The organism is Shewanella sp. ZOR0012, assembly GCF_000798835.1.
Taxonomy (GTDB): domain Bacteria; phylum Pseudomonadota; class Gammaproteobacteria; order Enterobacterales; family Shewanellaceae; genus Shewanella; species Shewanella xiamenensis.
Window position 1 is genome coordinate 1,786,632 of record NZ_JTLE01000094.1, and the last position, 23,309, is coordinate 1,809,940.

The following is a 23,309-nucleotide window of genomic DNA, read 5'->3' on the forward strand; positions in this document are numbered from 1 at the left end:
ACTAGCTTTCGCAGGTGCAGGGACGCATCCTTCGGAAGCGATAGCAAATTTGTCAATGAGCACAAGGGGCTTTCAACTCCGTTGGGGCGTCTTGGAGAATCCAAGGAGGATAGGACGAGCAGTCCTCCTTGGTCGGGTGTGGGGTGAAGCCCCACGACTTTGATCCAAACGAAGTTTGGATAATTGTTAGTCTTGTCTCCTAAGACTTATTCTTAAGAAAATAACTACTCAATTCAAACACAGTTTTCGAAGCAAACAAAAAAGGCGCCTAAGCGCCTTTTCTACATTTAGAGGTTAAGGAAAAACACCCTACCTCATCGAAATCTGATTAAACAATCAGATCATACTCTTCACGTAGGATCTTAATAATATCTGCCTTTGGATTGGCTGGCAGCGGGATTGCCGCGCCAGTCACCTTCTCGGCGATGCCGGTGTAAGTGCGTGACACATTCATCATCGCCTCTAATGGCAGGGCGTTATCGCGGGCAAGGGCTTCGCGCTCTGGCATTCTGTCCTTGTTGAGCAGAATGTCCGGATCGGGGAAGTGGTTCAGCAGGAACTGACGGAAGCCTTCCTTAGAGTTTTCAAGGATTTTACCATCGCGGTAGGCGGCGCCGTCCCAAATGCGAGATGAATCTGGGGTGCCGACTTCATCCATATAGATCAGTTTTGAGTTGCCGTTTTTATCGGTCACATAACCAAACTCGAACTTGGTATCCACAAACACTTGGTCAAGGTCGGCCAGTGCTTTAGCGATCACCTTAAAGCCATCTTTTAACAGCTTCTCGTACAGGTCGATATCTTCTACCTTTTCAAAACCAAAGGCTTGGTAGTTGGCTTCGATATCGCTGCGGCTGATGTTCACATCATCCTGCGCGGGCACACCGGGGATCCCAGTTAAAATACCTTTGGTCGAAGGAGTGATCAGCAAATCTGGCAGCTTTTGATCTTTCTCTAAGCCTTCTGGCAGTGTGATACCGCAGAATACGCGCTCACCCTTAGAGTAGGCGCGCCACATTGAGCCAGTAATGTATTGGCGACAAATGGCTTCGACTTTAATCGGGCGGGCTTTTTGGACTATCCAAACGAAGGGATGCGGAATATCTAAAATGTGGCTGTCGGCTAAACCGTTTTCGGCAAATAACTTAAACCAATGATTAGAAATGGCATTTAATGCCGCGCCTTTACCTGGGATGCCTTTTAATCCGCCTTCACCGTGGAAGATGCAGTCGAAGGCGGAGATGCGATCGCTAATCACCATAATGGCAAGCGGCGTATCTTCGGGCACATTGTAGCCCTTGGTTTTGATTAAACGGCGGCTGTCGGCGTCGGTTAGCCAGTAAACGCTACGTACCTTGCCGCTATGAACTGGGCTATCGGTGCGGATGGGCAAATCGTTGTTTACGGCTAATACGGAATCAGCAAGACTCATGACGAGTATTCCTTTGGATAGAGAGTGTAGGGACGAGTTTTTTATTCGTTGCGGTGTGCTTAAGCATGGGATGCTTAGCCACCTTTTTATTATTGGCCAATAGCTTATTGCTCAGTTTGCGTAAAGCCTTGGTGAAGGTTAAGCGTAAAGCGAATAGTGGATTTTCGGGCGATGGGGAGAATAACGATTGTCTAGATATGGGGTGAAAATGAAACGCAGAGCAAGGTTGGCGCCAGAGTAATACTGGTCTGCTCAAGTGGGGAACCCCCGTGCCATTTTGCTCGAAAAGGCTAACCATTAATCCCAGAGAACCTTGTTAGACAGCCGCGAAAAGTGGCGCCATTTTACCTTTATTCGCAAAATTTTCCACGGCTATTTGTGCGCATCTGTGCGGCGTGTCGGCACAAAGTGAAGGCTGGTAAAGGTAAAAGCTGAAAATGCCTAAAGCGGGAGCGTCGCTCGCAAGCGTTTGAAGCTAGATTGTTGGGCTAGGTTGTAGAGCATAAGTGCTAAGCCCATATTCGATTTATGCCAATTTAGCCATGTAGTGAGTAGCGTTAATCGGGGTATTATCTGCGGCTATAGTGCATCAGCTTGAGGCGCCGCTTCTCGCTTTAACAGCTATTTGTTGTGGATTCAAAAAGACAATTTGCCTATCAGGACGTGCCTAAGCCGTGATGGAGAATATGGAGCGAGTATGACGACAGATGCAAAAATGCCAATGATGGCGCGCGTAGCCTCACAGGGGCGGTATTTTTTCTCGCAGCAATTTATCGCCTTAGCCGAGAGCCAAAGCCAGTGGCAAGACCTTGAGTTTGAAGAGTGCGAGTTCCACGATTGCCAATTTAGCGACAGCACATTCCGTAACTGCAAGTTTATCGATTGCCGTTTTGTCGGCTGTAATTTAAGCCTGCTCAAGGTGCCCTTAAGCCAATTTAACGGTGTGAGTTTTGAAGAATGTAAGCTGGTCGGCATAGATTGGACCCGTGCCGCTTGGCCTAGATTATCCTTTGCGGCGCCTTTTAGTTTTAGAACCTGCATCTTAAACGACTGCTCTTTTATGGGCCTTAAGCTCGATGAAATGGTAATTGAGGGCTGTAAGGCGCAGGATGTGGATTTTCGTGAGGGCAAGTTTAATCGCGCCAACTTTAGTTACAGCGATTTTCGCCATAGCTTATTCGGCCGCACCGAGTTAATGGAGGCGGATTTCTCCGAGGCAACCGATTACGACATTGATATTTTTAATAACAAAATTAAAGGCGCCAAGTTTAGTCGCGATGAAGCGATTCGGCTGTTAAATGGCTTAGATATTACCTTGGTGGATTGACCTTATACCAACCTCATGCTGACCTCATATCAGCACCTGTTCGCGCTAATCGGTGCTGGTATTTTATCCTTTTAAATTAACGGGTTTATTGTGACAGCGATATCGCGGTATCACTTTTTAACTTATTGTTTGTAAAATTGCTTTTAGGTTTTTTGATAACTTTTTATTGTGGTGCGTATTGTAAAAATACCTCAAGCGTACGCATCGATACGGCCAATCAACACTATTGATCTTATTCACGAATTTTTAGAACAATTTTAACTTTTAGTTGCCACAGATCACACTCAACTTGCCTATGTGGTTTACCACAATATCCGCCTACTCCTTAAGGGATAACAATCACTCCGGAACAGCAAAATGCCAGCGTTTCTTAAGGCATTGGCATTAATAACTAAAAACCTGTGAGCAAATTTAGTGTTTCACCGCAGTGGTGACCCAAAGCCTAAGTTTGCGTGTGCCAATTGGCGCATAAGGGGGGATGAGTGTGATGGAGGTAACCATGATTGAGCTTAATAGGCGAACCTTTTTAAAGGGCGCAGGGGCCAGCGGTGCAACATGTGCATTAGCTAGCTTATTGCCGGGCAGCTTAGCGGCATTAGAGAGCAAGCAGCTTAAGGGCATGGGCAAAGAAATTGCCAGTATCTGTGAGATGTGCTCGACCCGCTGCCCGATTTCAGCGCGGGTGATTGAAGGTAAAAACGTCTTTATCAGCGGTAATAAGGCGGCTAAATCCTTTGGCGGTAAAGTCTGTGCCCGCGGCGGTGCTGGTCATAGTTTGCTGTACGATCCACAGCGGATTGTTAAACCCCTAAAACGGGTTGGCGAGCGTGGCGAGGGTAAATGGGCTGAAATCAGTTGGGATGAAGCCTATCAACTGATTGCCGATAATCTCACTAAAATCAAGGAAGCTCACGGCCCAGAGGCGGTAGCGTTTTCCTCAAAATCTGGCTCGCAAGAAAAACACTTATTCCACCTCGCCACGGCGTTTGGTAGCCCAAATACCTTTACCCATGCATCTACTTGCCCCGGCGGTTATGAAATTGCTGCTATGGCCATGTTTGGCACTAAGGTGAAACGCGATTTAAGTAACTCAAAATACATTATTAACTTCGGCCATAACCTGTACGAAGGCATCAACATGTCCGAAACCCGCGGCATGATGGCGGCGCAAATGGATAAAGGCGCCAAGCTGGTGGTGTTCGAGCCAAGATTCTCAGTGGTTGCCGATAAAGCCGATGAATGGTACGCGATTCGTCCTGGCACCGACGTGGCCGTCGCTTTAGCCTTATGCCATGTATTGATTGAAGAAAACCTCTACGACAAAGCCTTTGTTGAGCGTTATGTCGAAGGCTTTGACACCTTTGCCGCTGAAGTAAAAGCCTATACCCCTGAGTGGGCCGAAACGATCTCCGATGTGCCCGCCAAAGATATTCGCCGTATTGCCCGTGAATATGCGGCTAAAGCGCCCCATGCGGTGGTGGATTTTGGTCACAGAGCCACCTTTACCACCGAAGAGTTTGAAATGCGCCGCGCGCTTTACGCTGCCAACATCTTGATTGGTAACATCGAACGTAAAGGCGGGATCTACCTAGGGCAAAAGCCTAGTGATTATAACAAGCTCGCCGGTGAAAATGTGGCCCCCGTGCTGGGTAAGCCCGGCGTAAAAGATATGCCAAAGCCTGCGGCAAAACGTATCGACCAAGTGGAAGAACAGTACGCCATGATGTGGTCAGCGGGCGGGATTTATCAAACCGTCCTCGATGCGACTTTAAGCGCGGTGCCTTATCAGTTACATGGCTGGGTGATGTCCCGTACTAACCCAATGCAAACCATGACCGACAGAGCGCGTGTGGTCGAAGCCTTGAAAAAACTCGACTTTGTTGCCGTGTGCGATGTGTATATCAGTGAAACCGCGGCCTATGCCGACGTGATATTACCTGAGTCTACCTACCTTGAGCGTGATGAGGAAATCGCTGACAAGTCCGGTAAAAACCCTGCCTACTATGTGCGCCAACGGGTGGTTGAAACCCTAGGCGACACTCGTCCGTCATGGCAAATCTTTAAGGATATTGGCCACAAACTGGGGCTGAGTGAATTCTATCCATGGGAAAACATGGAGACCCTGCAGCTGTTGCAGGTAAACCGCGACACAGAGCTGCTGCGCCGGATCAAAGACGAAGGTTTTGTCAGCTTCGGTAAGCCGATTATGTTGCGTGAACCTAAAATGGTGGCCGAATTTACCAAAGCCTATGCCAATGCCAAACCTGCGGATGAAGACGGCACCTACGGCAGTTTACTCAGCTTTAAAACCCCAAGTGGCAAGATTGAATTGACCTCCGCCAAGGTTGAAGCCATGGCGCCAGGACGCGGCGTCATTAAGTTCCGCGAAGTGCAGCTTAAAAAGCCAAATGAACTCTACTTTATCCAAGGTAAGGTGGCGGTGCATACCAATGGCGCGACCCACAATGTGCCCATGCTGGCGAATTTGATGTCGGATAACGCTGTGTGGGTTCACCCAGATACCGCGAGCAAATTAGGCATCAGCAATGGCGACCCTATCCGCTTAACCAGCAGTGTAGGTACAGAGGAAGGCCATGCGTTAGTCACCCCAGGCATTCGCCCCGATACCGTGTTTGCTTATATGGGCTTTGGCTCTAAAAACAAAGAGTTGGTTAGAGCGACAGGCAAAGGTATCCACTGCGGAAACTTATTGCCCCACATTACCGCACCTGTGTGTGGCATGACGGTACACACCACTGGCGTCACGCTGGCAAAACGCTAATTGGAGGCTCAAATGACGAAAAGATATGTGATGGTGCACGATGAGAACAAGTGCATCGGCTGCCAAGCCTGTAACGTGGCTTGCCGCAGTGAAAACGGCGTTCCAGAAGGGGTGACCCGTTTGCAGGTGAGAGTCGAAGGACCCTATGGCGAAATGCCCCATCTGCACTTTAAGTACCACAGAGTGTCTTGCCAGCAGTGTGAAGATGCGCCTTGTGTGAAGGTGTGTCCAACGGGTGCGGCCTATGTGGGCGAAGATGGCATTGTCTCCATCCACGGCGATAAGTGTGTGGGTTGTATGTACTGCGTGGCGGCGTGTCCGTACAAAGTGCGTTTTATGAATCCCGAAACCAAAGTGGCTGACAAGTGTAACTTCTGTAAGGACACGCGTTTGGCCCGTGGTGAAGAGCCAGCCTGTGTGACTGTGTGCCCGACCGATGCCTTGGTGTTTGGCGATGCTAACGATCCACAAAGTGAAGTGGCCACACTGCTCAACACTAAGATCACTTACCAAGATAAGACCCATTTAGGCACTAAACCTAGGGTATATCGCGTTCCTACCAAAAGAGGGGGGATTTGATTATGAACAATACTTGGGGCGATATGGCGCAATATGATCCCGTCACTTGGCACTGGGTCATCGCCGTGTATCTGTTTATGGCGGGTTTATCCGCCGGAAGTTTGCTGATTGGCATTGGTTTGCGTTGGTTTAATCAAGAACAAACGCAAGTTGAGAGCAATATCCTCAAGGCCGCGGCAATTATTGGCCCTGTGGCAATCAGCTTAGGCTTGGCTTGTTTAGTGTTTGATTTAACTAAGCCTTTCCACTTTTGGCTGATTTTAATTAACTACAACTTCCAGTCCGTTATGGCGATTGGGGTACTAGCGCTACTGGCTTACTCACCCTTGGCATTTGCCTACGCGATTTTAGTACTGCGTGACGATTTGCCAAAGTGGGGCTTAGGTTTCCTCGCGCCTATCGCTAAGCTGCTGATGCCCTTTAGAAAGCTGATTGAAGTGCTATTGTTTGTTCTCGCCATTGGTGTGGGCGCTTACACTGGCTTCTTAATCTCGGCGATGAATGCCTATCCGATGCTAAACACTGCGGTATTGCCTGCATTGTTCTTGGTTTCTGGTTTATCAGCGGGCGCTGCGGCCAATGCGGTGCTGGCGCTGGTGATGTTCAAAACCGATAGCCACGACAAGACCTTAGCTAAAATGCATGGCTTAGAGCTGCCAGTGATGGCCATCGAAATCATGTTCCTGTTTATGTTGTTCTGCGCCTTGTACTTTAAGGGCGGAGCGGCGGCTGCGGCGCTGGCATCACTCACCTCTGGCGTGTGGGCAAGCGTATTCTGGATTGGCGTGGTCGGGATTGGCTTTGGTGTGCCATTGCTGTTTATGCTGCTTCCCGCAGCGACTCGCCACACTAAGGGCGCAATGATTATGGTGGCCTGTGCCAGCTTAACTGGCGTGCTCGCCCTGAGACACTTTATTGTGTATGCAGGCCAAAGTTACCTGAGCTAAGTGATGTTAGCGAATGCTCTAACCCATGGCATTCAAACTAGCGCAACAAATATGAGTATTACTTTAATGCGATTAAGTGATACTCAAATGGGTTACAACACGCATCCCTGCAAGCAAAAAGCACCGTTAAACGGTGCTTTTTTATGGCTGCGATTGACTGCAATTGGCAGGAGGTTATTGCGGTAATAACTCAATCACTGATTTGACCGTGAGCACTAAGGCGCTGATAGCGCAGAGGGCTAAGGTCGCCATCTTGGTCTTATGTTTATCCACATTTCCCACCAGTTTGCCCGCCACGAGATAGCCTAAAAAGACCGAGGGCAATAGCATTAGCGACAGCCAAAAGTGCTTGATTTCGAGTAGGCCCGTCACCCCAAGAATCGCCAAGGCAATGGTCGAACTAAAGATAAAGAAGGCCGATAACGCTGCGCGAAACTGCGAAGCATCCTTACCCGCCAATAAAATCGCCATCGGAGGGCCACCAATGGCGGCGATATTGCCAAAGATCCCCGAGACGACTCCCGCGCCAAATAGCGTCGCTTTATTCACTGGCAGGCTGAATTTATACAGGCTCAGCACCACGGCAACCGTCACAATCGCGGCAATTGCTAAACCAAGAATCGGCTGCGGCGCAAACAGCAACAGGCTGGCACCGATAAAGCCACCGGGCACTCGACCGATGAGCGCGTATTGCAAGCCATTGAATTCTAAATGGCCGCGTTCACGCAATAGGGTGAGTAGCGCGATGGAAAATCCCATCACAATCACGGGGGCGGGCACTAATTGGGGATCGACGATATACAGCAACGGACTGGCGACCACGGCTAAGCCAAACCCAATCAGACTCTGGGTGAGGGCACCTAAAAACACAATCACAGACGCAATAGCGAGCGTTTGTGGATCGATCAAGGAGAACATAGGATTCCATCAAAACAAAATAGGGATCGTTACTTTAACCCACCACGCCTGATGAGCATTAACGATCCCTAATAATTAGTTACGGCAGGATTATGGACGCTTAAGCGTTATTCCATATCTTCCCACTCGATCCCCATTTCGTCCATCAACCGCTTCGCTTCAGCGGGGATGCTGTCTGGGCACTCTTTCGACAGATCGGCATCATCAGGCAGAGGCTGGCCGGTGTAGGCATGCAAAAATGCTTCGCACAACAGTTCGCTATTCGTTGCGTGGCGCAGGTTGTTGACCTGACGACGCGTACGTTCATCCGTGAGGACTTTTAGCACTTTGAGCGGAATAGACACAGTAATTTTCTTTACTTGTTCATTCTTCTTGCCATGTTCAGCATAGGGGCTGATGTATTCCCCATTCCATTCAGTCATTGACTCACCTGTTATAACGCTAAATTCGGGGCAGATTTTAAACCCTTACAGATTACAGTCAAATTATTGCTACTATTTCTTAGCGATTGCAAACAGATTTCTTTATGTTTAGACGTCTAAACGTCTTAACGCCTATTGACGATACCACTGGGCTTAGGTACATTTAGACGTCCAGACATCTCTTTGCGAACTTAGGAGTTCCCGATGACCGCAGGCAAATTAGTGACCGAGCGTCAATTAGCCACATTGGCCGTTCGTCAGGGTATCGAAAGCGATACTCAATATGGCGCCGTGGTGCCGCCAATTTACCTATCGACTAATTACGCCTTCGATGGTCATAAAAATCCGCGCGAATTTGACTACAGCCGTTCCGGCAATCCAACTCGCAGTATTTTAGGCGATGCCTTAGCAAAGCTGGAAAAGGGCGCAACCGGTGTGGTGACTTGCACTGGCATGGCAGCCATTACCTTAGTGACCACTTTACTGGGCCCCGATGATTTACTGGTGGTGCCTCACGATTGTTACGGTGGCTCTTACCGTTTATTCACCAACCTCGCGAAAAAAGGCCAATTTAAACTGCTGGTGGTGGATCAAACCGACGGCCAAGCGCTTGCGCAAGCGATTGCCCAGCAACCTAAAATGGTGTGGATTGAAACTCCATCTAACCCTTTGCTGCGAGTCGTCGATATTGAGGCTATCGCGAAGGCAAGCCATGGTGTGGGCGCGTTAGTGATAGTGGACAACACTTTCCTGTCGCCGATTTTGCAGCAACCGCTATTGCTCGGCGCCGATATCGTTATCCACTCCACCACGAAATACATTAATGGCCATAGTGATGTGGTGGGCGGCGCGGTGATCGCCAAAGATCCCCAAATTGGTGAGACCTTACATTGGTGGTCGAACACCTTAGGCTTAACAGGTTCTGCCTTCGACAGTTATCAAACCCTGCGCGGCCTGCGTACTTTAGCTGTGCGCATTCGTGAGCACCAAAGTAATGCCGAGCGGATTGTGGAGTTACTGAGTAACAGCCCAGTCGTGAGTAAAGTGTATTACCCAGGTCTTGCGGATCATCCCGGTCATGCCATTGCCGCCAAGCAACAAAAAGGTTTTGGCGCTATGCTGAGTTTTGAGCTTAAGGGCGGCGAGGCCGAAGTGGTCGCCTTTTTAGATGCGTTAAGTTTATTCAGCGTGGCTGAGAGTTTAGGTGGCGTTGAGAGTCTCGTAGCCGTGCCCGCGACCATGACCCACAGGGCGATGGAGCCGCAGGCGCGTTTTGAAGCTGGCATTAAAGACACCCTATTACGTTTGTCGGTTGGTATTGAAGATGCCGATGACTTAGTTGCAGATATTCAAGCAGGATTGGCCGCCGTAGCGGCTTGTCAGTAGAGGAATAATAGATGGCACGTTGTCACTTACATAAATTTGGTGGTTCCAGCTTAGCCGATGCCGATTGTTACCGCCGAGTCGCCCATATTCTGTTAACCCATGGCCACAGTGATGATCTGGTGGTGGTGTCTGCCGCGGGTAAAACCACTAACTTTTTATATAAGTTGTTGTCACTGCGCGACAGCAACCAATTATGGCAAGAAGAATTACAAGTCCTTATCAGCTATCAGCAAGGCTTGATTGAGCAGCTGTTATCTAACGAGCAAGCGCGGGATTTACGTGAACGTTTAACCACGGATAAAGCCCAGTTAATCAGTCTATTATCTTTAGATGTACGCAACGATTACCAAATTAACCATGTGGTGAGTTTTGGTGAGCGTTGGTCGGCACGCCTGATGGCAGCGCTGCTGCGTGAATCGGGCGTGGCCGCAAGCCATGTGGATGCCTGCTCGATTCTCGTAGCCGATGAGGCCGCTGTGCCGCAAATTCGTGTGCAAGAATCCCGCGCCAAAGTGCAAGCCTTACTGGCGGCCCACCCTAACGAGCGCCTAGTGATCACCGGTTTTATCTGCGCAAACGAGCGTGGCGATACCTTGCTGCTTGGTCGCAATGGCTCTGACTTTAGCGCCAGCTTAATTGCTAGTCTTGCCGACATTGAGCGCGTGACCATTTGGACCGACGTTGAAGGGGTCTTTAACGCCGATCCAAACAAAATCAACGATGCAAAATTACTCAAGAGCATGTCCCTCGCTGAAGCCGACCGCTTGGCGCGTTTAGGCTCACCCGTGTTGCATTCACGCACTTTGCAGCCGCTGTTTAACACTGAGGTGAGCTTGGCCGTGCGTTCAAGCTATGCCTCCCACACCGACTTTACCCTGATTGCGCCCCATAGCTCCTCAGCGAGTGCGCCCGTGGTGACCAACCTCAATGCCGTGGTGTTATTTGGCTTTAAGATCGCGGGTGATGTGGCCAGTCTGCTCGAGCAATTGGTGGAGGCGGGATTAACGCCACTGGCACATTGGGTATCGGCGCATCAACGGCTTGAGCTTGCCTATACCGCTGAAAACCAAAAACAAGTACAAAAATTATTGGATGCGCAGGCCGAAGCCCTCGGCATTAAAGATCTGCAAATTAATACCGAGCTTGGCTTAGTGGCGCTCGTGAGTGCCGATGCCGAGCATTATCGCCGCAGCTTTGCCCGCTTATTGAGCCGCGATGCTAAGCCCTTGTTCAGTGGTGATTTAAGTCTTGTGACCTTAGTGCCACAGTCGCAGGTTAATCTGCTGACCCAAAAAGTGCATCGCCGCTGTGCTGGCCCGCGTAAACGCATTGGCGTATTGCTGCTGGGCGTGGGCAATATTGGCGAGGCGTGGGTGAAGCTGTTTAAGTCAGTCTCTCCCTCGTTAAATCAAGAGCTTGAAGCGCAAGTCGAGTTAGTCGGTCTGGTCACTTCCAGTAAAGCTTTGATTAAGTCCACTGGTGTGGATTTGGAAAACTGGCAGCAGGAATTTGATAACGAAGCCACTCCTTGGCAGTATGAGCATCTATTTGAACAATTAGAACAACTTAACTGCGATGAACTGATTGCATTAGATATCAGCGCCAGCGCCAGTTTAACCCTGCAATACCCAGAGTTTTTCGAGCGCGGCATTCATATGGTCAGCGCGAACAAACTGGCGGGTTCTGGCCCACTGCCTTTTTATCGCGAGCTTAAAGAACAACTCGGTTATCGCCGTTTATTCTGGCGCTATAACGCCAGCTGCGGCGCGGGTTTACCTATTCAGCACGCCTTAAACGATCTGCGTAACAGTGGCGATAGCGTTGAGGCCGTGGGCGGGATTTTCTCTGGCACTCTTTGCTGGTTGTTTGAGAAATACGATACCAGTAAACCTTTCTCGGAATTAGTGATTGAAGCACGTGGTTTAGGGATTGCTGAGCCCGATCCTCGTGACGATCTTTCTGGTCGCGATATGCAGCGCAAGTTGCTGATTTTAGCCCGTGAAATCGGTCTGGAAATCGAGCTTGAGGATATTGAGCTGCGCTCGTTAGTGCCTGCCCATTTAGCGGATATTCCGTTGGAGCAATTCCTTGCCCGCATCGGTGAGTTAGATGATGAATTATTGCAGCAATATGGTGCTGCAGCGGAACAAAACAAAGTGCTGAGATATGTCGCCTCCTTGGATAATAGCGGCGCAGTCCTTAAAGCCGAGGTGGGATTACAGTGGATTGATGCGAGCCACCCCTATGCCAACCTCACGCCCGGAGACAATGTGTTTGTGATCCGCTCAGCCTTCTATCAAGGTAATCCTTTGATCATTCGTGGGCCGGGTGCGGGCCGTGAAGTGACGGCAGCAGCGGTACAATCGGATCTAACACAGATCTGCCGCGATCTGCTGCAAGAATAGATTTAAATTCAAAAGCTTAAAGGACTCATTTGAGTCCTTTTTTATTGGCGAAGATAAGGACTAAAATCAAGGTGATCAACGAGGGATAAGAAAATGCCAAAAAGGGGGATTTTTTGGCTTGACTTAACAGCCAGTTTCTCTAGTATATGGACATATGGACGTCCAAACGTCCATATGGATTAAACTACTGCATTAATAGTCGTACCAGTCGCGATAAGTGTCGCACTCGGGCGGTTGAGGAAATACACATGGCTTTTCATCACGCACAACATTCACATTCGCTAAACCAAAGTTTGTCTGAACTTAATGGCGATATTAATGTTTCTTTTGAGTTTTTCCCGCCATCAACCCCCGAAATGGAACAGATCCTGTGGAACTCTATTCGTCGTTTAGAGCCGCTGAATCCTAAATTTGTCTCAGTAACCTATGGGGCAAACTCGGGTGTGCGTGACCGTACCCACGGCGTAATTGAACGTATTCAACAAGAAACCAACCTAGTTGCTGCGCCGCACTTAACCTTAGTGGATGCCAGTGATGAAGAGCTGTTAGATCTGGCAAAGCATTACTGGAAATCGGGTATTCGCGACATAGTGGCGCTGCGTGGTGACTTACCTGCGGGCAGCCCAAAACCGACTCGCTTTGCGGTGGATTTAGTGCGCCTGCTGCGCTCAGTGGCCGACTTTGATATTTCGGTCGCGGCTTATCCAGAAGTGCACCCAGATGCGGCTAACGCTCAGGCCGATTTGATTAACCTTAAGCGTAAAATCGATGCCGGTGCGAGCCGTGCTATTACCCAGTTTTTCTTCGATGTGGAATCTTACCTGCGTTTCCGTGACCGCTGCGTTGCGGCAGGGATTGATGTCGAAATCGTACCCGGTATTTTACCCGTGACTAACTTTACCCAGTTAAAGCGTTTTGCGGGCATGACCAATGTGAGCTTGCCAAGCTGGTTACATAAGCAGTTCGATGGCCTTGAAAATGATGCCGGAACCCGTCAGCTGGTGGGCGCAAACGTGGCGATTGATATGGTGAAAGTGTTGTCCCGCGAAGGGGTGAAGGATTTCCACTTTTACACCTTAAACCGTGCGGAATTGACCTATGCGATTTGCCATACCTTAGGGGTGCGCCCAAAGGCGCTATAACGTTAACAGCATAAAAAAACGCCGCTATTTAGCGGCGTTTTGTTTTGCTTGAATCCTAAATCCTAAATCCTAAATCCTAAATCCTAAACTGAGCGAGGAGTGTGGTTAAGCGCATCGACAGTTGTGCTAATTCGTCTCCCGCCCGCGCAGTTTGCACGGCACTCTCGGTGGCATTGGTCGTAATATCATTAATATTATTGACGTTTTTATTGATTTCCGCCGACACAGCACATTGCTCGTTGGCGGCGCTGGCGATTTGAATGTTCATTTGGTTAATGGTGGACACGGCTTGGGTAATGGCTTCGAGCGCTTCCCCCGCCTCGTGCACCAACGAAACACAGTTTTGCGTGGTGGCGGTACTGGTATTCATGGTGCTGACGGTCGATTTGGCACTCTGTTGCAAGGCTTCAATCATCTGCTGAATTTCGCTGGTTGAAGCTTGAGTACGGCTGGCGAGCGTACGCACTTCATCTGCCACCACCGCAAAACCACGGCCTTGTTCACCCGCACGGGCAGCCTCAATGGCGGCATTGAGGGCGAGCAAATTGGTTTGATCGGCAATATTACGGATAACGACTAATACCGAGTCAATCTGCGCGGTATTACGCTCAAGTTCGTTGATGGCCGTGGCGGCATGGGCTATTTCATCCGCCAGCAGACTAATGGTCGAAATGACCTTTTCAACCAGCAACTTGCCATGCTCAGTTGACTCGCTGGCGTGGGTTGCTGCGTCGGCGGCATCAGTCGCATTGTGGGCAACTTCTTGTACTGTTGCCGCCATTTCATTCATGGCGGTGGCGACTTGTTCGGTCTCGAGGTGTTGCCGTTTTGCCATTTGCTGAGTTTCATTTGTAATAGCAGACATTTCTTCGGCCGATGTCGCCAGTAAGCTAGTAGAGTCAGAGACTTGAGCAACAGTCGCGTGGATTTTCTCAGCAAAGCGGTTAAAGGCGAGTGCAAGCTGCGCAATTTCGTCTTTACTCTTCACTTCAATCCGGCGGGTTAAATCGCCTTCACCTTCGGCAATGTCATTGAGCGCATTGGTTGTTTCGGCAATTTGGCGGGTAATGCTCTTGGCGATAAACCAGGCAATCGCGGTGCCAATTAGGAAGGCGATAAAGCCTATCAGGATGAGTTTAAAGCGAATATCGGACATCGCTTGTTCGGAGTGGCTTCTGTCCAGTGCAATATCCAGCACACCAAAGGTTTTGCCCGAGTAGTCTTTCATCCCATGACGATACAGGGCGTAACTCTTGCCGTCTAAATCGATGGTGCGAATCACTTCAGTACCTTGCATTACCTTGTTGAGTTCGCTGGAGGCGCTGGTGTCGGTGGTAAAGGTGCCACCAAAGGGGACAAAGTTGCCATCCTTAGGCAGCAAAAGAGTTATCTCTGCTTGGTAGGCATTTTTAAAATTGTCGAAGAAGAGCTGTCCAAATGACATACCAAACTCCACCGAGCCCGTATGTTGTCCTTGGTAATTCATCGGCACGAGGCCGCGGATACCTAAGCCTTCAACCCCGTATTCTAAACCGCTGAGGGGTTGCTTTTGGGTGTTGGTTTCGACAATGGTTTTACGGATTGCGGTGAGGTCATCACCAAATTTTTCAGGGCGATGCAGGCGTAAAAACGAGGTCGCGGGTGGGGTGTGAAACTGAAATTGCTGCACGGCAAAATCTTGTTTAAGGCGCGTAAATAGCGGTTGGGTGCGTTGAAGTAGTGCTTCACGGTCGCGCTCGGCAAAGTTACTTTGGATCTCAGGTGTGAGTGAGATTAAGGTTGCCATCGCCTGTGCTCTTTGTCCCGATGAGACGATATTTGCTACCGCGGTTTCGTATAACTTATGTAATTCCCGTTGTTCAGACTCCCTTATTTGGCGACTGAATTCTGATAGGACCAGCGGCATGATAAAGCTCATCACCGCAAATAGCAGTAGGCTGATGCCTAACACTATCCGAGTGCTAATGTTTAAATTCTTCACAGTAAACCTCCCAGTATTCGTATGCCTGTCTAAATATCTTTTTGAATATTATAGAGATACTGCTTTTTATATTTGCGAGCGGGTGAACCTTTTTCAGTTGTTTTTCGGCTTTTTGCGGATTTCGTGGCAGCGTGCACAGATCTTTTATAGGCATAAATATTTACTTAGCCTGCTAACTAAGTATAATGCTTAGCAGGCTAAGTAAATGAGTAAGCATCATGTATAAAGAACTCGAGCGCTTAAAGGAGTTATCCCTCGCGGAACATTTAGGTCGCCTGCACCGCTTATGGCGTACCGTGGCGGATGTGGAATTAGCACCACTTGGGTTAACCCATCCTCGTTGGACCGCGTTGTGGAAGTTATTGCGTCTAGGTGACAACGTGAGCCAAAAGGTGTTGGCGGATGCGCTGGAAATTGAATTGGCTTCTTTGATGCGTACCTTAGGGCAACTTGAGGAGCAAGGTTTAGTCGAGCGTCATTGCTGCACTAAAGATAAGCGCGCCCGAATCGTGTCGCTAACACCCGCCGGTAAAGACGTATTAAAGCAAGTAGAAGCGCGGATTATCCATGTGCGCGGTGAATTATTAGCGGGCATTAGCGCCACTGAGCTTGGCGAGTTTGAACGCATCATTAGCCTAATTAGTGAAAACGCCTTAGCCAAGTTGGCTAAGAGCACAGATATTCTTGAGTGAGAAATAAGATGACACCGGATCAACAATTTGCCCGTCTTGTCAAAATCGCCATGCTCGGTTTTGTGGCCGTGTTTGGCTATTTTATGTTTGCCGACACTATGATGCCATTAACCCCACAGGCTATGGCAACCCGTGTAGTGACTAAGGTGACTCCACAGATCAGCGGCAAGATTCAAACGATTAATGTGAAAAATAACCAAGTGGTCGCCAAAGGCGATTTACTGTTTCAAGTCGACCCTGCGCCCTTTGAGTTGGCTGTGTCACATGCCAAATTGGCCCTAGAACAAGTGCGTCAGGATAATGCCGAACTTGATGCTGCACTCTTAGCCGCTAAAGCAGAAGTGAATGCGAGTGTGACGACTGCACAACAAAAACGCCGCGAGGCCAAACGTTTAGATGCACTTTATGCGACCCATGGCGTTTCGCAGCAGTTGCGTGATCAAGCCGATAGTGATGCGGACGCCGCCGAGGCGAATGTGTTAGCCGCTAATGCTCGCCTCGATAAACTCAAAGTGAGCCGTGGTCTCTATGGCGAAGATAACCTTAGAGTTCGCCAAGCGATGAATGCGTTAGAGCAAGCTGAGCTGAATCTGTCTTACACCCAAATCCGTGCCGACCAAAATGGAGTGGTGACCAACCTGCAACTTGAAGTGGGCAGTTTTGCCGCTGTGGGCCAACCACTACTCGCCTTAGTCTCTGATAAATTGGATATTATTGCCGATTTTCGCGAAAAAACCTTACGAGGTGTGAATGCTGCTTATCCCGCATTAATTGCCTTTGACGGTGAGCCTGGTCGTTTGTATCACGCCCAAGTGAGCAGTGTCGATGCAGGGGTGAGTGCGGGGCAGTTTGATGCCAATGGTCGTTTAGCCGCGCCGCAGGAGTCAGACCGTTGGGTGCGTGATGCGCAGCGCTTAAGACTGCATTTAGTCTTAGATGACAGTGTGTCAGACAACAGTGCAATGAATAACCTACCCGCAGGGGCGCGCGCCACAGTGCAATTGCTGCCCGACAATACGCTATTTAGCCTGCTAGCCAAGGTGCAGATTAAGGTCATTAGCCTGCTCCATTACATCTATTAATATCAAGGCAATTTGCATGTTGTTACGCCACAGCCCATTAACCGCCAATGATTTACGCCAGTGCTTGCGCATTGCCACTGGCGGTACCATTGGTTTTACCCTGTGTAAGCTCTTTGGTTGGAGTAATGGGGTGTTTTTTACCGTAACCCCAATGTTATTACTGGGTTTAGTCCCTGTGATAAGTGGCCATGCGGTAAGGCAATTATTGGCATCATCTGCCATTGCGGGGCTTGAAGTCGGCCTGCTCGGAGGCTTCTTCGGTAGCCACCCAGACTTGATGACACCGATTGTCTTCCTGCTGTTTTTGTATCGTTTTGCGGCGATGTCCCGCGGTAGCCTGTTTCTGTTTGGTGCCAATGGCGTGCTGAGTTTAAGCATTATGCTGCACTTTGCCAGCTATCCGGGCACAGATCTGAATGATCTGATTTTTAGTAACTTTTGGGCGACAGGGCTATCAGTCATCATCGCCTATTTAATGACTGCACTTTGGCCGGATGTTGAACCTCGCGCCGCCTATCAACCCGGCCCTAAGGCGCCGCACCGTATGCGCCATGAGGCGTTGCTCGGTGCCAGCATTGCCACGCTCTCTTTCTTAGTGTTTCAGATTTTCGATCTGCGTGATTCGATGTCGGCGCAGGCAACCACCTTGCTACTTTTATTTCCCATGCATTGGAACGGGGCGTTGGATTATGCCCGTAAACGTGCCATTGGTACCTTGCTTGGGGTGTCTTTTGGGGTGATGGTGCAACTCTTTCTCTACGATTGGTCAGGATTGTTGATCCTGATTGTGCCGCTGCTGTGGCTTGGCCTTATGTTGTTTGCACAGGCCCATGTGAAGGAGGCGAGCGGCTCGGGTGTGGGATTTGGTGCTATGACGACGTTAGGGATTTTATTTGGCCAATACTTAACCCCAGGTAACGACTTAATTTTTAGTGCACTGTATCGGGTGAGCAGCATTTTTGTGGCGATAGTGGCGACGTTATTCCTCTGTTATCTGCTGCATAAGTTATTGAATAGCTTTGAAGCGACTCGATTTGGTTACTAAAAGGTTAATATTAGATTTTTTTAATGCTTGTTCCGCTTCCGTGCAAGGAGTATGGTGTTTTGATGCGTTTAGTGTGGGCTAAACGTAGAACGCACCACTCAATTATCTCTTTTTTAGCGACCTTGGTTTAGCCGTTAACGCAGTTTTTCAAGCGTTTTCGTGTGACTCAAGGTTTGTTCAAGGATAGAAAATGAATAATAAAATTAAAACATTAGCCAAAGGCATCGCGCTCATTAGCGGCTGTGTCTTGACCTCTGTCGCTATGGCGAATACCAGCGCTCTCCCGCCAGCGGGACAAATCTGCGTGACCTGCCACGGCGTCGAAGGTGAGGGCATTGAGCCACTTGGCCCTCGTTTGGCTGGACTCTCGAAAGAATATCTCACCACCCAATTACAGCATTTTCAGGCAGGTGTGCGCCAAAACGCGACCATGATGCCGATGGCGATGACCCTGCAAGGTGATGGCATTGAGCAAGTGGCGAGTTATTTCTCCGCCAAATCCCCTAAGGTAGAAATTAAGCCTGTGCTTAGGGGCGAACAAATCACCTTTAGCGATGATACCGCGCGCTTAGCCTATCAAGGTGATTGGTCTCGCGGCTTACCTGCCTGTGTCACATGCCATGGCCCCTCGGGTTTAGGTGGCGGGCTGTTCCCGCGTTTAGCGGGTCAGCAGGCCAGCTATATCAAGACGCAACTGTTGGCGTGGCAAGCTGGCACACGTAAGGGAGATGTGGACGGCATGATGGCCAATGTGGCTAACAAGCTGACCGCCGCAGAGGTGGATGCCTTAGCGAACTACTTTGCGAATTTGAAATAAGGAGCCGGCCATGAAATCTTCTGCCATCTTACTATTGGCCGCAATGGGCGTGCTGACAGCTCAGGTACAAGCGGCGCAAGAATTACCTGATAAACAAGCGCCATTGCCCTCAGTCCCTAAAAATCCTGATCAAACCTATCTTACGCCTAGACCCTTAAGCGCGATTCCCGAAGGTGCCTTCGGCGATAAAGTACGCTTGGGTTATCAGTTATTTGTGAATACCCAGCAGCTGAGAGATAAGTATGTGGGTAACGAGCTTAACTGCGTTAACTGCCATATGGATGCGGGCCGTAAGGCGAATGCATCACCGGTGTGGGGCGCCTATTTTGCCTATCCCGCGTATCGTAAAAAAGACGATAAAGTAAATACCTTTCAAGAGCGGATACAAGGCTGTTTTAACTATTCCATGAATGGTAAAGCCCCCGCTGCGGGCAGCCCCGAACTGGTTGCGCTATCGGCCTATGCCTACTGGTTAGGGATGAGTGGTTTAATGGATGCGGCGAACCTCGATGGTCCAGTGCCAGAACTTAGCGATGCCGAATTGGTAAAAGGCGCCAAACGTGAGGATTTCCCACTGCCAGACGCCCTAGCCAAAGCCATGACAGTGGAGCAACGCGCAAATCTACCCGGCCGTGGCTATCCTGAGATCCCAAAACCTGAACTTGCGTTCTCACCCGAGCGCGGCAAAGCCGTATATACCGCCCACTGCCAAGCGTGCCATGGCGCGGATGGTCAAGGCCAAGCGATTGCCGGTGTTTACTCTCTGCCACCATTATGGGGCCCAATGAGTTACAACTGGGGTGCTGGCATGCACAGGGTGAATACGGCCGCATTCTTCATTTATGAAAACATGCCTTTCGGTAAGAGTATGCAGTTGACTAACCAACAGGCATGGGACGTTGCCGCTTATATCAACTCCCATGAACGGCCACAGGACCCACGCAATAAGGGCGATGTGAAACAAGCGCAGGAAAAATACCATAATGACAATGACTACTACGGTGTCGACGTCGATGGCAAAGTGCTCGGCACCACCTCTTATCCGGTGTTTCCGAAAAAGTCGTAGTTGAGTCGCTTTGATTGACTGTTCTCGCGGTGAAATGAAGCGAGTCAGTGGATTAGACAGAAAAGCCAGCAAGCATTTAGCTTTGCTGGATTTTTTATTGGTCAATTGTACCGAGTCATTTGGGATTTTTGTTGCAGGGATCTTCGTGTTTTTACAGGGACAACCTATAGGAGAGTCATGGCATTCGCTCGTCGACTCGCAGCGAGTCCATCCGTGGATGCTCGACCGCCCCGTCCTTGGGGCGGACGGTCGTCTCGCTAATCACCATGACTCGCCTTTCGGACATCAGTGTGGTCTGTTGATTTCAAAACCAATCTCGAATACATGAAACGTATCGAGGGAGTTGAACCCTCTCTACGTTTTCTAAGGAGCTGATTTACGGTGGTTTTTGGTCAAAGGAAACAAAGTATTGTTACACCTTACTGTATTTTGCTGTTTATAGAAATAATCAGCTAAGCATTTGTGAATTATCTCCTTCTAATTGAAAAAGCATCTTGAGGGGCTGAAGTCTATAGTGCTAACTTACTGACATAGCTGATGTATTTATCCTAATTATTAAATCCATCAATATTTACATGATCATTCTATGTAGTACTCGATCAAACTGATTTGGAGACACTATGAGCAATCGACCAGCTATCCCTAGTGAGATAAAAAGATCTGTCCGACAACGCTGTGGATTTGGGTGTGTTATCTGTGGATTTCCTCTATATGAATACGAACACATGGAGGAATGGGCTATCGTACAGAGGCATAAAGAGGATGAGATTACTCTTTTATGCAGAATGCACCATGGGATGAAAACAGATGGCCTGATTCCCATTGAAGATGTAAAGAAGGCAAATCTCGACCCTTACAATAAAAGGGTTGGTGTGTCTAAAAATGTTCTTATGAGTTATTCCGGTGCTGACGTTTCTTTTTACTTAGGTAGTAGTTGCTTTAAATACCATGGACTGACCGAAGGTTCATTCTTCGCTCCATTAGTAGTTGATGGCTTAGTAATGGTTGGTTTTAGAGTTGAGCAAGATAAATTACTTCTTAACTTTTTAGCTTTTGATGAAACTAACAACCTGATTCTTCAAATTGCTGACAATGAGCTTATATGTGAAACAAATCAATGGGATATAGAATGGGTCGCTCAAACCTTAACTATCCGAGAAGGTAAAAGGAAAATACTCATACAGCTCAAATTTGAACCACCAGGAATTATTCGATTAGCTAAAGGTCGAGTTCTTCGTAATGGGATTGAACTGGTTGTTGGCGAAACTTACTTGTTTAATACTAACAATCGAAACTTTTTTAGCTCCATCAATACAATAAATTGCGGTGTTGGTTTTGCAATTGGAGATCCTATGCCTAATTGTGGTGCTGCGATTGTTGTGAGTGGAATCAATCGATATCAATTTGATCGTACAAGTGCTCGAAAATTCTTGAGAGATGCATTAAACAAGCACCGCTTGAAAAATACTCAAGACGTATAGCGTTAAGGTTCGTGAACAAATAAGTATTTAGCATATATGAATCCGTGAATACATTTTCCATAACGCAGGAATGCGGCTTACTGAGCTAAATGAATACACCAAATATGATTTTAGTTAGATACCACTTGATGAATACGGTCAATTAAAGGGCAATAAAAACCTAGGTGTTTATTTGCACGCTTAATCGATATGAGTGCCTTGATGATGGAATTATTATTCCAACGTTAATGCAAAAAACCATTATTATTTCTGCGTTATCACTCCGATGCCATAAGGATTACCGTGCCTAAACACTTACCAGAACTTCAGTTCGATGTGGCGCAGCAGTGCCCTTTATGCCAAGGGGCGAATCAGTGTGCTATGACTCTTGGTGCAGATATCAGTAACTGTTGGTGCACTAAGCAGGCGTTTCCGAAGTTGACTCAATTGCTATCTGGCGATTTTGCGGTAGGTTTATCGACAGGCGATACAGCGGGGCTGAGTGCTGATAAGTTAGCGCAACTATTAACGCAACCTGCGACGGCTTGTATTTGTGAGACTTGTTTAAGCCGGATAAAGCGAGTGTTAACTACTTCTGCTTCAGAAGATAAAAACAGCCCATCGGGATTAGGCGATGGGCTGGGATATGAGGTGAAGTAACCGATTAAGACTTATCGGTGAAATAGTCTATACGCACAGTGGTTTGTGCTGGCACGGGCTTGCCATGTTCAAACTTCGGGGCATAGCGCCATTCTTCGATCATTTTCAGTGTGGATTTTTCAAATAGCACACCGCCTTTGGATTCGAGCACTTCAGGATTTTTCACAAATCCCATCTCATCAACAGTGAAGTTAAGGGTCACATAGCCACTTTTACGTTGTATGAGGTAGGACTTAGGGTATTTGGGCACCGTGCGAAACAGTGGTTGTTGCTCCTGCATGTCCGCCCAAGGGCGCATTTTGCCGATGGCGATACAGTGGGCGGTGGACTCGTCACGCTTTCCTTGGCGCTCATACAGTTCGACTAAATAAGCGTGGGCGCTTAAGGCATAGGGATGGCTAAAGTTAAGGGCGTCAAACTGCTTAACCACTTCTAAAAGCAACGGAATCGCCTTGTCATCATGCTTTTCGGCATATTCAACGGCACCGACGACATAGGTGGCTTTGACTCTGTCGAGGGCATTTTCGGGCAGGATTTCTTTGTAAGTTTCATAGGCCTCGAAGGCATAGTCTCTTACCTTAGCAGTGTACAATTCTGTGTTGCTGAGGCGAGCAAAGGCTGCCATTTTTATATTCGCCAACAGCTTTTTATTTGCATTTTTTTCAGCAATTTCAATAGCATCTTCAAAAAATCCTTTCGCCACAGTCAGCTTAGGTGAGGTTTCCGCTGCGCCGAGTAGCGGGTCGATAAGCTCAGCGGCATGCTCGCCGTAATGCTTTTTATAATTGCTTAATGCGAGTTGATATAACTCATTCGCCTTAGCTGTTTTTGGCAAATTCTTTTCTTCAAATGGGTAAGGGGCGACTTGCTTCTCTATCGCACCAGCCCAGTTCATGGCGAGGTTAGCTAAGTCGACACTGTCCTTGGCATATTGAGCTTCGCCCAATTCGAAGGCCCTTTTGGCACTGGCTTCTATTTGGTCGTTATCACCTTGTTTGAGTGCGGCTTGGTAGTCACTGTAGGCTTGGGGAAAGCTGTTTTCCGAGGCGGTTAAAGGTAACGAAGTACTTAAGGCTAAAGCAAATAGACTGGCTAAGGGTAATATTTTTCCGTCTAACATCTTGTATATCCTTATGTTTAGTTTCTTCGGATAGTACAAATGTTTC

At 48.5% G+C, this 23,309-nt stretch carries 21 protein-coding genes; 16 read left to right on the top strand and 5 right to left on the bottom strand.

Features of this window, described 5'->3' with window-relative positions:
- Positions 1 to 328: 328 nt before the first annotated feature.
- Positions 329 to 1,432: a phosphoribosylaminoimidazolesuccinocarboxamide synthase gene (locus tag L976_RS09475; RefSeq protein ID WP_047536316.1), complete on the bottom strand. Its 1,104-nt coding sequence runs from the start codon at positions 1,430 to 1,432 to the stop codon at positions 329 to 331.
- Between the two features lie 65 nt (positions 1,433 to 1,497).
- Here L976_RS09475 and L976_RS23510 point away from each other — a divergent pair, with 65 nt between their 5' ends.
- The 5 genes from L976_RS23510 to nrfD all read left to right on the top strand — a co-directional run bounded on the left by L976_RS23510 (position 1,498) and on the right by nrfD (position 7,067).
- Positions 1,498 to 1,638, top strand: coding sequence for a hypothetical protein (locus tag L976_RS23510; protein ID WP_173944663.1), 141 nt, complete (start codon positions 1,498 to 1,500; stop codon positions 1,636 to 1,638).
- A gap of 491 nt (positions 1,639 to 2,129) precedes the next feature.
- Positions 2,130 to 2,759, top strand: coding sequence for a pentapeptide repeat-containing protein (locus tag L976_RS09480; protein WP_047536318.1), 630 nt, complete (start codon positions 2,130 to 2,132; stop codon positions 2,757 to 2,759).
- 499 nt (positions 2,760 to 3,258) lie between these two features.
- Positions 3,259 to 5,541, top strand: a complete 2,283-nt coding sequence (gene phsA, locus L976_RS09485; protein WP_047536320.1) for a thiosulfate reductase PhsA — start codon at positions 3,259 to 3,261, stop codon at positions 5,539 to 5,541.
- 12 nt (positions 5,542 to 5,553) lie between these two features.
- Positions 5,554 to 6,120, top strand: a complete 567-nt coding sequence (locus L976_RS09490) for a 4Fe-4S dicluster domain-containing protein (protein ID WP_047536322.1) — start codon at positions 5,554 to 5,556, stop codon at positions 6,118 to 6,120.
- Between the two features lie 2 nt (positions 6,121 to 6,122).
- Complete coding sequence (gene nrfD, locus L976_RS09495; RefSeq protein WP_037430671.1) at positions 6,123 to 7,067, top strand: NrfD/PsrC family molybdoenzyme membrane anchor subunit; 945 nt, start codon at positions 6,123 to 6,125, stop codon at positions 7,065 to 7,067.
- A gap of 174 nt (positions 7,068 to 7,241) precedes the next feature.
- Here nrfD and L976_RS09500 read toward each other — a convergent pair whose 3' ends face one another.
- Positions 7,242 to 7,985: a sulfite exporter TauE/SafE family protein gene (locus tag L976_RS09500; RefSeq protein WP_047536325.1), complete on the bottom strand. Its 744-nt coding sequence runs from the start codon at positions 7,983 to 7,985 to the stop codon at positions 7,242 to 7,244.
- A gap of 107 nt (positions 7,986 to 8,092) precedes the next feature.
- On the bottom strand, positions 8,093 to 8,407 hold the full coding sequence (gene metJ / locus L976_RS09505; protein WP_011073770.1) for a met regulon transcriptional regulator MetJ: 315 nt from the start codon (positions 8,405 to 8,407) through the stop codon (positions 8,093 to 8,095).
- A gap of 222 nt (positions 8,408 to 8,629) precedes the next feature.
- Here metJ and metB point away from each other — a divergent pair, with 222 nt between their 5' ends.
- From metB to metF, 3 genes are all read left to right on the top strand, one after another.
- Positions 8,630 to 9,793 carry a cystathionine gamma-synthase gene (gene metB, locus L976_RS09510; protein WP_047540340.1) on the top strand — a complete coding sequence of 388 codons (1,164 nt, stop codon included), beginning with the start codon at positions 8,630 to 8,632 and terminating at the stop codon, positions 9,791 to 9,793.
- An 11-nt stretch (positions 9,794 to 9,804) separates the two neighbouring features.
- Positions 9,805 to 12,198: a bifunctional aspartate kinase/homoserine dehydrogenase II gene (locus L976_RS09515; RefSeq protein WP_047536326.1), complete on the top strand. Its 2,394-nt coding sequence runs from the start codon at positions 9,805 to 9,807 to the stop codon at positions 12,196 to 12,198.
- 248 nt (positions 12,199 to 12,446) lie between these two features.
- The gene (gene metF / locus L976_RS09520; protein WP_047536327.1) at positions 12,447 to 13,340 is read left to right on the top strand and encodes a methylenetetrahydrofolate reductase; all 894 of its coding nucleotides are present in this window, start codon (positions 12,447 to 12,449) and stop codon (positions 13,338 to 13,340) included.
- A 76-nt stretch (positions 13,341 to 13,416) separates the two neighbouring features.
- On the opposite strand, the gene L976_RS09525 is transcribed toward metF, so the two are convergent.
- Positions 13,417 to 15,321, bottom strand: coding sequence for a methyl-accepting chemotaxis protein (locus tag L976_RS09525; protein WP_047536328.1), 1,905 nt, complete (start codon positions 15,319 to 15,321; stop codon positions 13,417 to 13,419).
- A gap of 218 nt (positions 15,322 to 15,539) precedes the next feature.
- Between L976_RS09525 and slyA the strand changes: the two genes are divergently transcribed.
- From slyA to L976_RS09560, 8 genes are all read left to right on the top strand, one after another.
- Entirely contained in the window at positions 15,540 to 16,013 is a 474-nt protein-coding gene (gene slyA / locus L976_RS09530) for a transcriptional regulator SlyA (RefSeq protein WP_037422531.1), read from the top strand.
- Positions 16,014 to 16,021: 8 nt separating this feature from the next.
- Entirely contained in the window at positions 16,022 to 17,095 is a 1,074-nt protein-coding gene (locus tag L976_RS09535) for an HlyD family secretion protein (protein ID WP_047536330.1), read from the top strand.
- A gap of 16 nt (positions 17,096 to 17,111) precedes the next feature.
- Entirely contained in the window at positions 17,112 to 18,140 is a 1,029-nt protein-coding gene (locus L976_RS09540; RefSeq protein WP_047536332.1) for a DUF2955 domain-containing protein, read from the top strand.
- A 190-nt stretch (positions 18,141 to 18,330) separates the two neighbouring features.
- The gene (locus L976_RS09545; protein WP_047536334.1) at positions 18,331 to 18,957 is read left to right on the top strand and encodes a c-type cytochrome; all 627 of its coding nucleotides are present in this window, start codon (positions 18,331 to 18,333) and stop codon (positions 18,955 to 18,957) included.
- Positions 18,958 to 18,967: 10 nt separating this feature from the next.
- A complete protein-coding gene (locus tag L976_RS09550) occupies positions 18,968 to 20,023 on the top strand; it encodes a c-type cytochrome (protein ID WP_047536336.1) in 1,056 nt (351 codons plus the stop codon).
- 34 nt (positions 20,024 to 20,057) lie between these two features.
- The gene (locus L976_RS23515; protein WP_197062271.1) at positions 20,058 to 20,351 is read left to right on the top strand and encodes a hypothetical protein; all 294 of its coding nucleotides are present in this window, start codon (positions 20,058 to 20,060) and stop codon (positions 20,349 to 20,351) included.
- A gap of 292 nt (positions 20,352 to 20,643) precedes the next feature.
- The gene (locus tag L976_RS09555) at positions 20,644 to 21,504 is read left to right on the top strand and encodes a hypothetical protein (protein ID WP_047536338.1); all 861 of its coding nucleotides are present in this window, start codon (positions 20,644 to 20,646) and stop codon (positions 21,502 to 21,504) included.
- 282 nt (positions 21,505 to 21,786) lie between these two features.
- A complete protein-coding gene (locus tag L976_RS09560) occupies positions 21,787 to 22,143 on the top strand; it encodes a cysteine-rich CWC family protein (RefSeq protein ID WP_052183987.1) in 357 nt (118 codons plus the stop codon).
- A gap of 4 nt (positions 22,144 to 22,147) precedes the next feature.
- Here L976_RS09560 and L976_RS09565 read toward each other — a convergent pair whose 3' ends face one another.
- Entirely contained in the window at positions 22,148 to 23,263 is a 1,116-nt protein-coding gene (locus L976_RS09565; RefSeq protein ID WP_047536341.1) for an energy transducer TonB, read from the bottom strand.
- Between the last annotated feature and the right edge of the window lie 46 nt (positions 23,264 to 23,309).

Bases quoted from the DNA above. Each gene is read 5' to 3' on its own strand.
- L976_RS09475 (WP_047536316.1), bottom strand. From the start codon at position 1,432: ATGAGTCTTGCTGATTCCGTATTAGCCGTAAACAACGATTTGCCCATC.
- L976_RS23510 (WP_173944663.1), top strand. From the start codon at position 1,498: ATGGGATGCTTAGCCACCTTTTTATTATTGGCCAATAGCTTATTGCTC.
- L976_RS09480 (WP_047536318.1), top strand. From the start codon at position 2,130: ATGACGACAGATGCAAAAATGCCAATGATGGCGCGCGTAGCCTCACAG.
- phsA (WP_047536320.1), top strand. From the start codon at position 3,259: ATGATTGAGCTTAATAGGCGAACCTTTTTAAAGGGCGCAGGGGCCAGC.
- L976_RS09490 (WP_047536322.1), top strand. From the start codon at position 5,554: ATGACGAAAAGATATGTGATGGTGCACGATGAGAACAAGTGCATCGGC.
- nrfD (WP_037430671.1), top strand. From the start codon at position 6,123: ATGAACAATACTTGGGGCGATATGGCGCAATATGATCCCGTCACTTGG.
- L976_RS09500 (WP_047536325.1), bottom strand. From the start codon at position 7,985: ATGTTCTCCTTGATCGATCCACAAACGCTCGCTATTGCGTCTGTGATT.
- metJ (WP_011073770.1), bottom strand. From the start codon at position 8,407: ATGACTGAATGGAATGGGGAATACATCAGCCCCTATGCTGAACATGGC.
- L976_RS09515 (WP_047536326.1), top strand. From the start codon at position 9,805: ATGGCACGTTGTCACTTACATAAATTTGGTGGTTCCAGCTTAGCCGAT.
- metF (WP_047536327.1), top strand. From the start codon at position 12,447: ATGGCTTTTCATCACGCACAACATTCACATTCGCTAAACCAAAGTTTG.
- slyA (WP_037422531.1), top strand. From the start codon at position 15,540: ATGTATAAAGAACTCGAGCGCTTAAAGGAGTTATCCCTCGCGGAACAT.
- L976_RS09535 (WP_047536330.1), top strand. From the start codon at position 16,022: ATGACACCGGATCAACAATTTGCCCGTCTTGTCAAAATCGCCATGCTC.
- L976_RS09540 (WP_047536332.1), top strand. From the start codon at position 17,112: ATGTTGTTACGCCACAGCCCATTAACCGCCAATGATTTACGCCAGTGC.
- L976_RS09545 (WP_047536334.1), top strand. From the start codon at position 18,331: ATGAATAATAAAATTAAAACATTAGCCAAAGGCATCGCGCTCATTAGC.
- L976_RS09550 (WP_047536336.1), top strand. From the start codon at position 18,968: ATGAAATCTTCTGCCATCTTACTATTGGCCGCAATGGGCGTGCTGACA.
- L976_RS23515 (WP_197062271.1), top strand. From the start codon at position 20,058: ATGAAGCGAGTCAGTGGATTAGACAGAAAAGCCAGCAAGCATTTAGCT.
- L976_RS09555 (WP_047536338.1), top strand. From the start codon at position 20,644: ATGAGCAATCGACCAGCTATCCCTAGTGAGATAAAAAGATCTGTCCGA.
- L976_RS09565 (WP_047536341.1), bottom strand. From the start codon at position 23,263: ATGTTAGACGGAAAAATATTACCCTTAGCCAGTCTATTTGCTTTAGCC.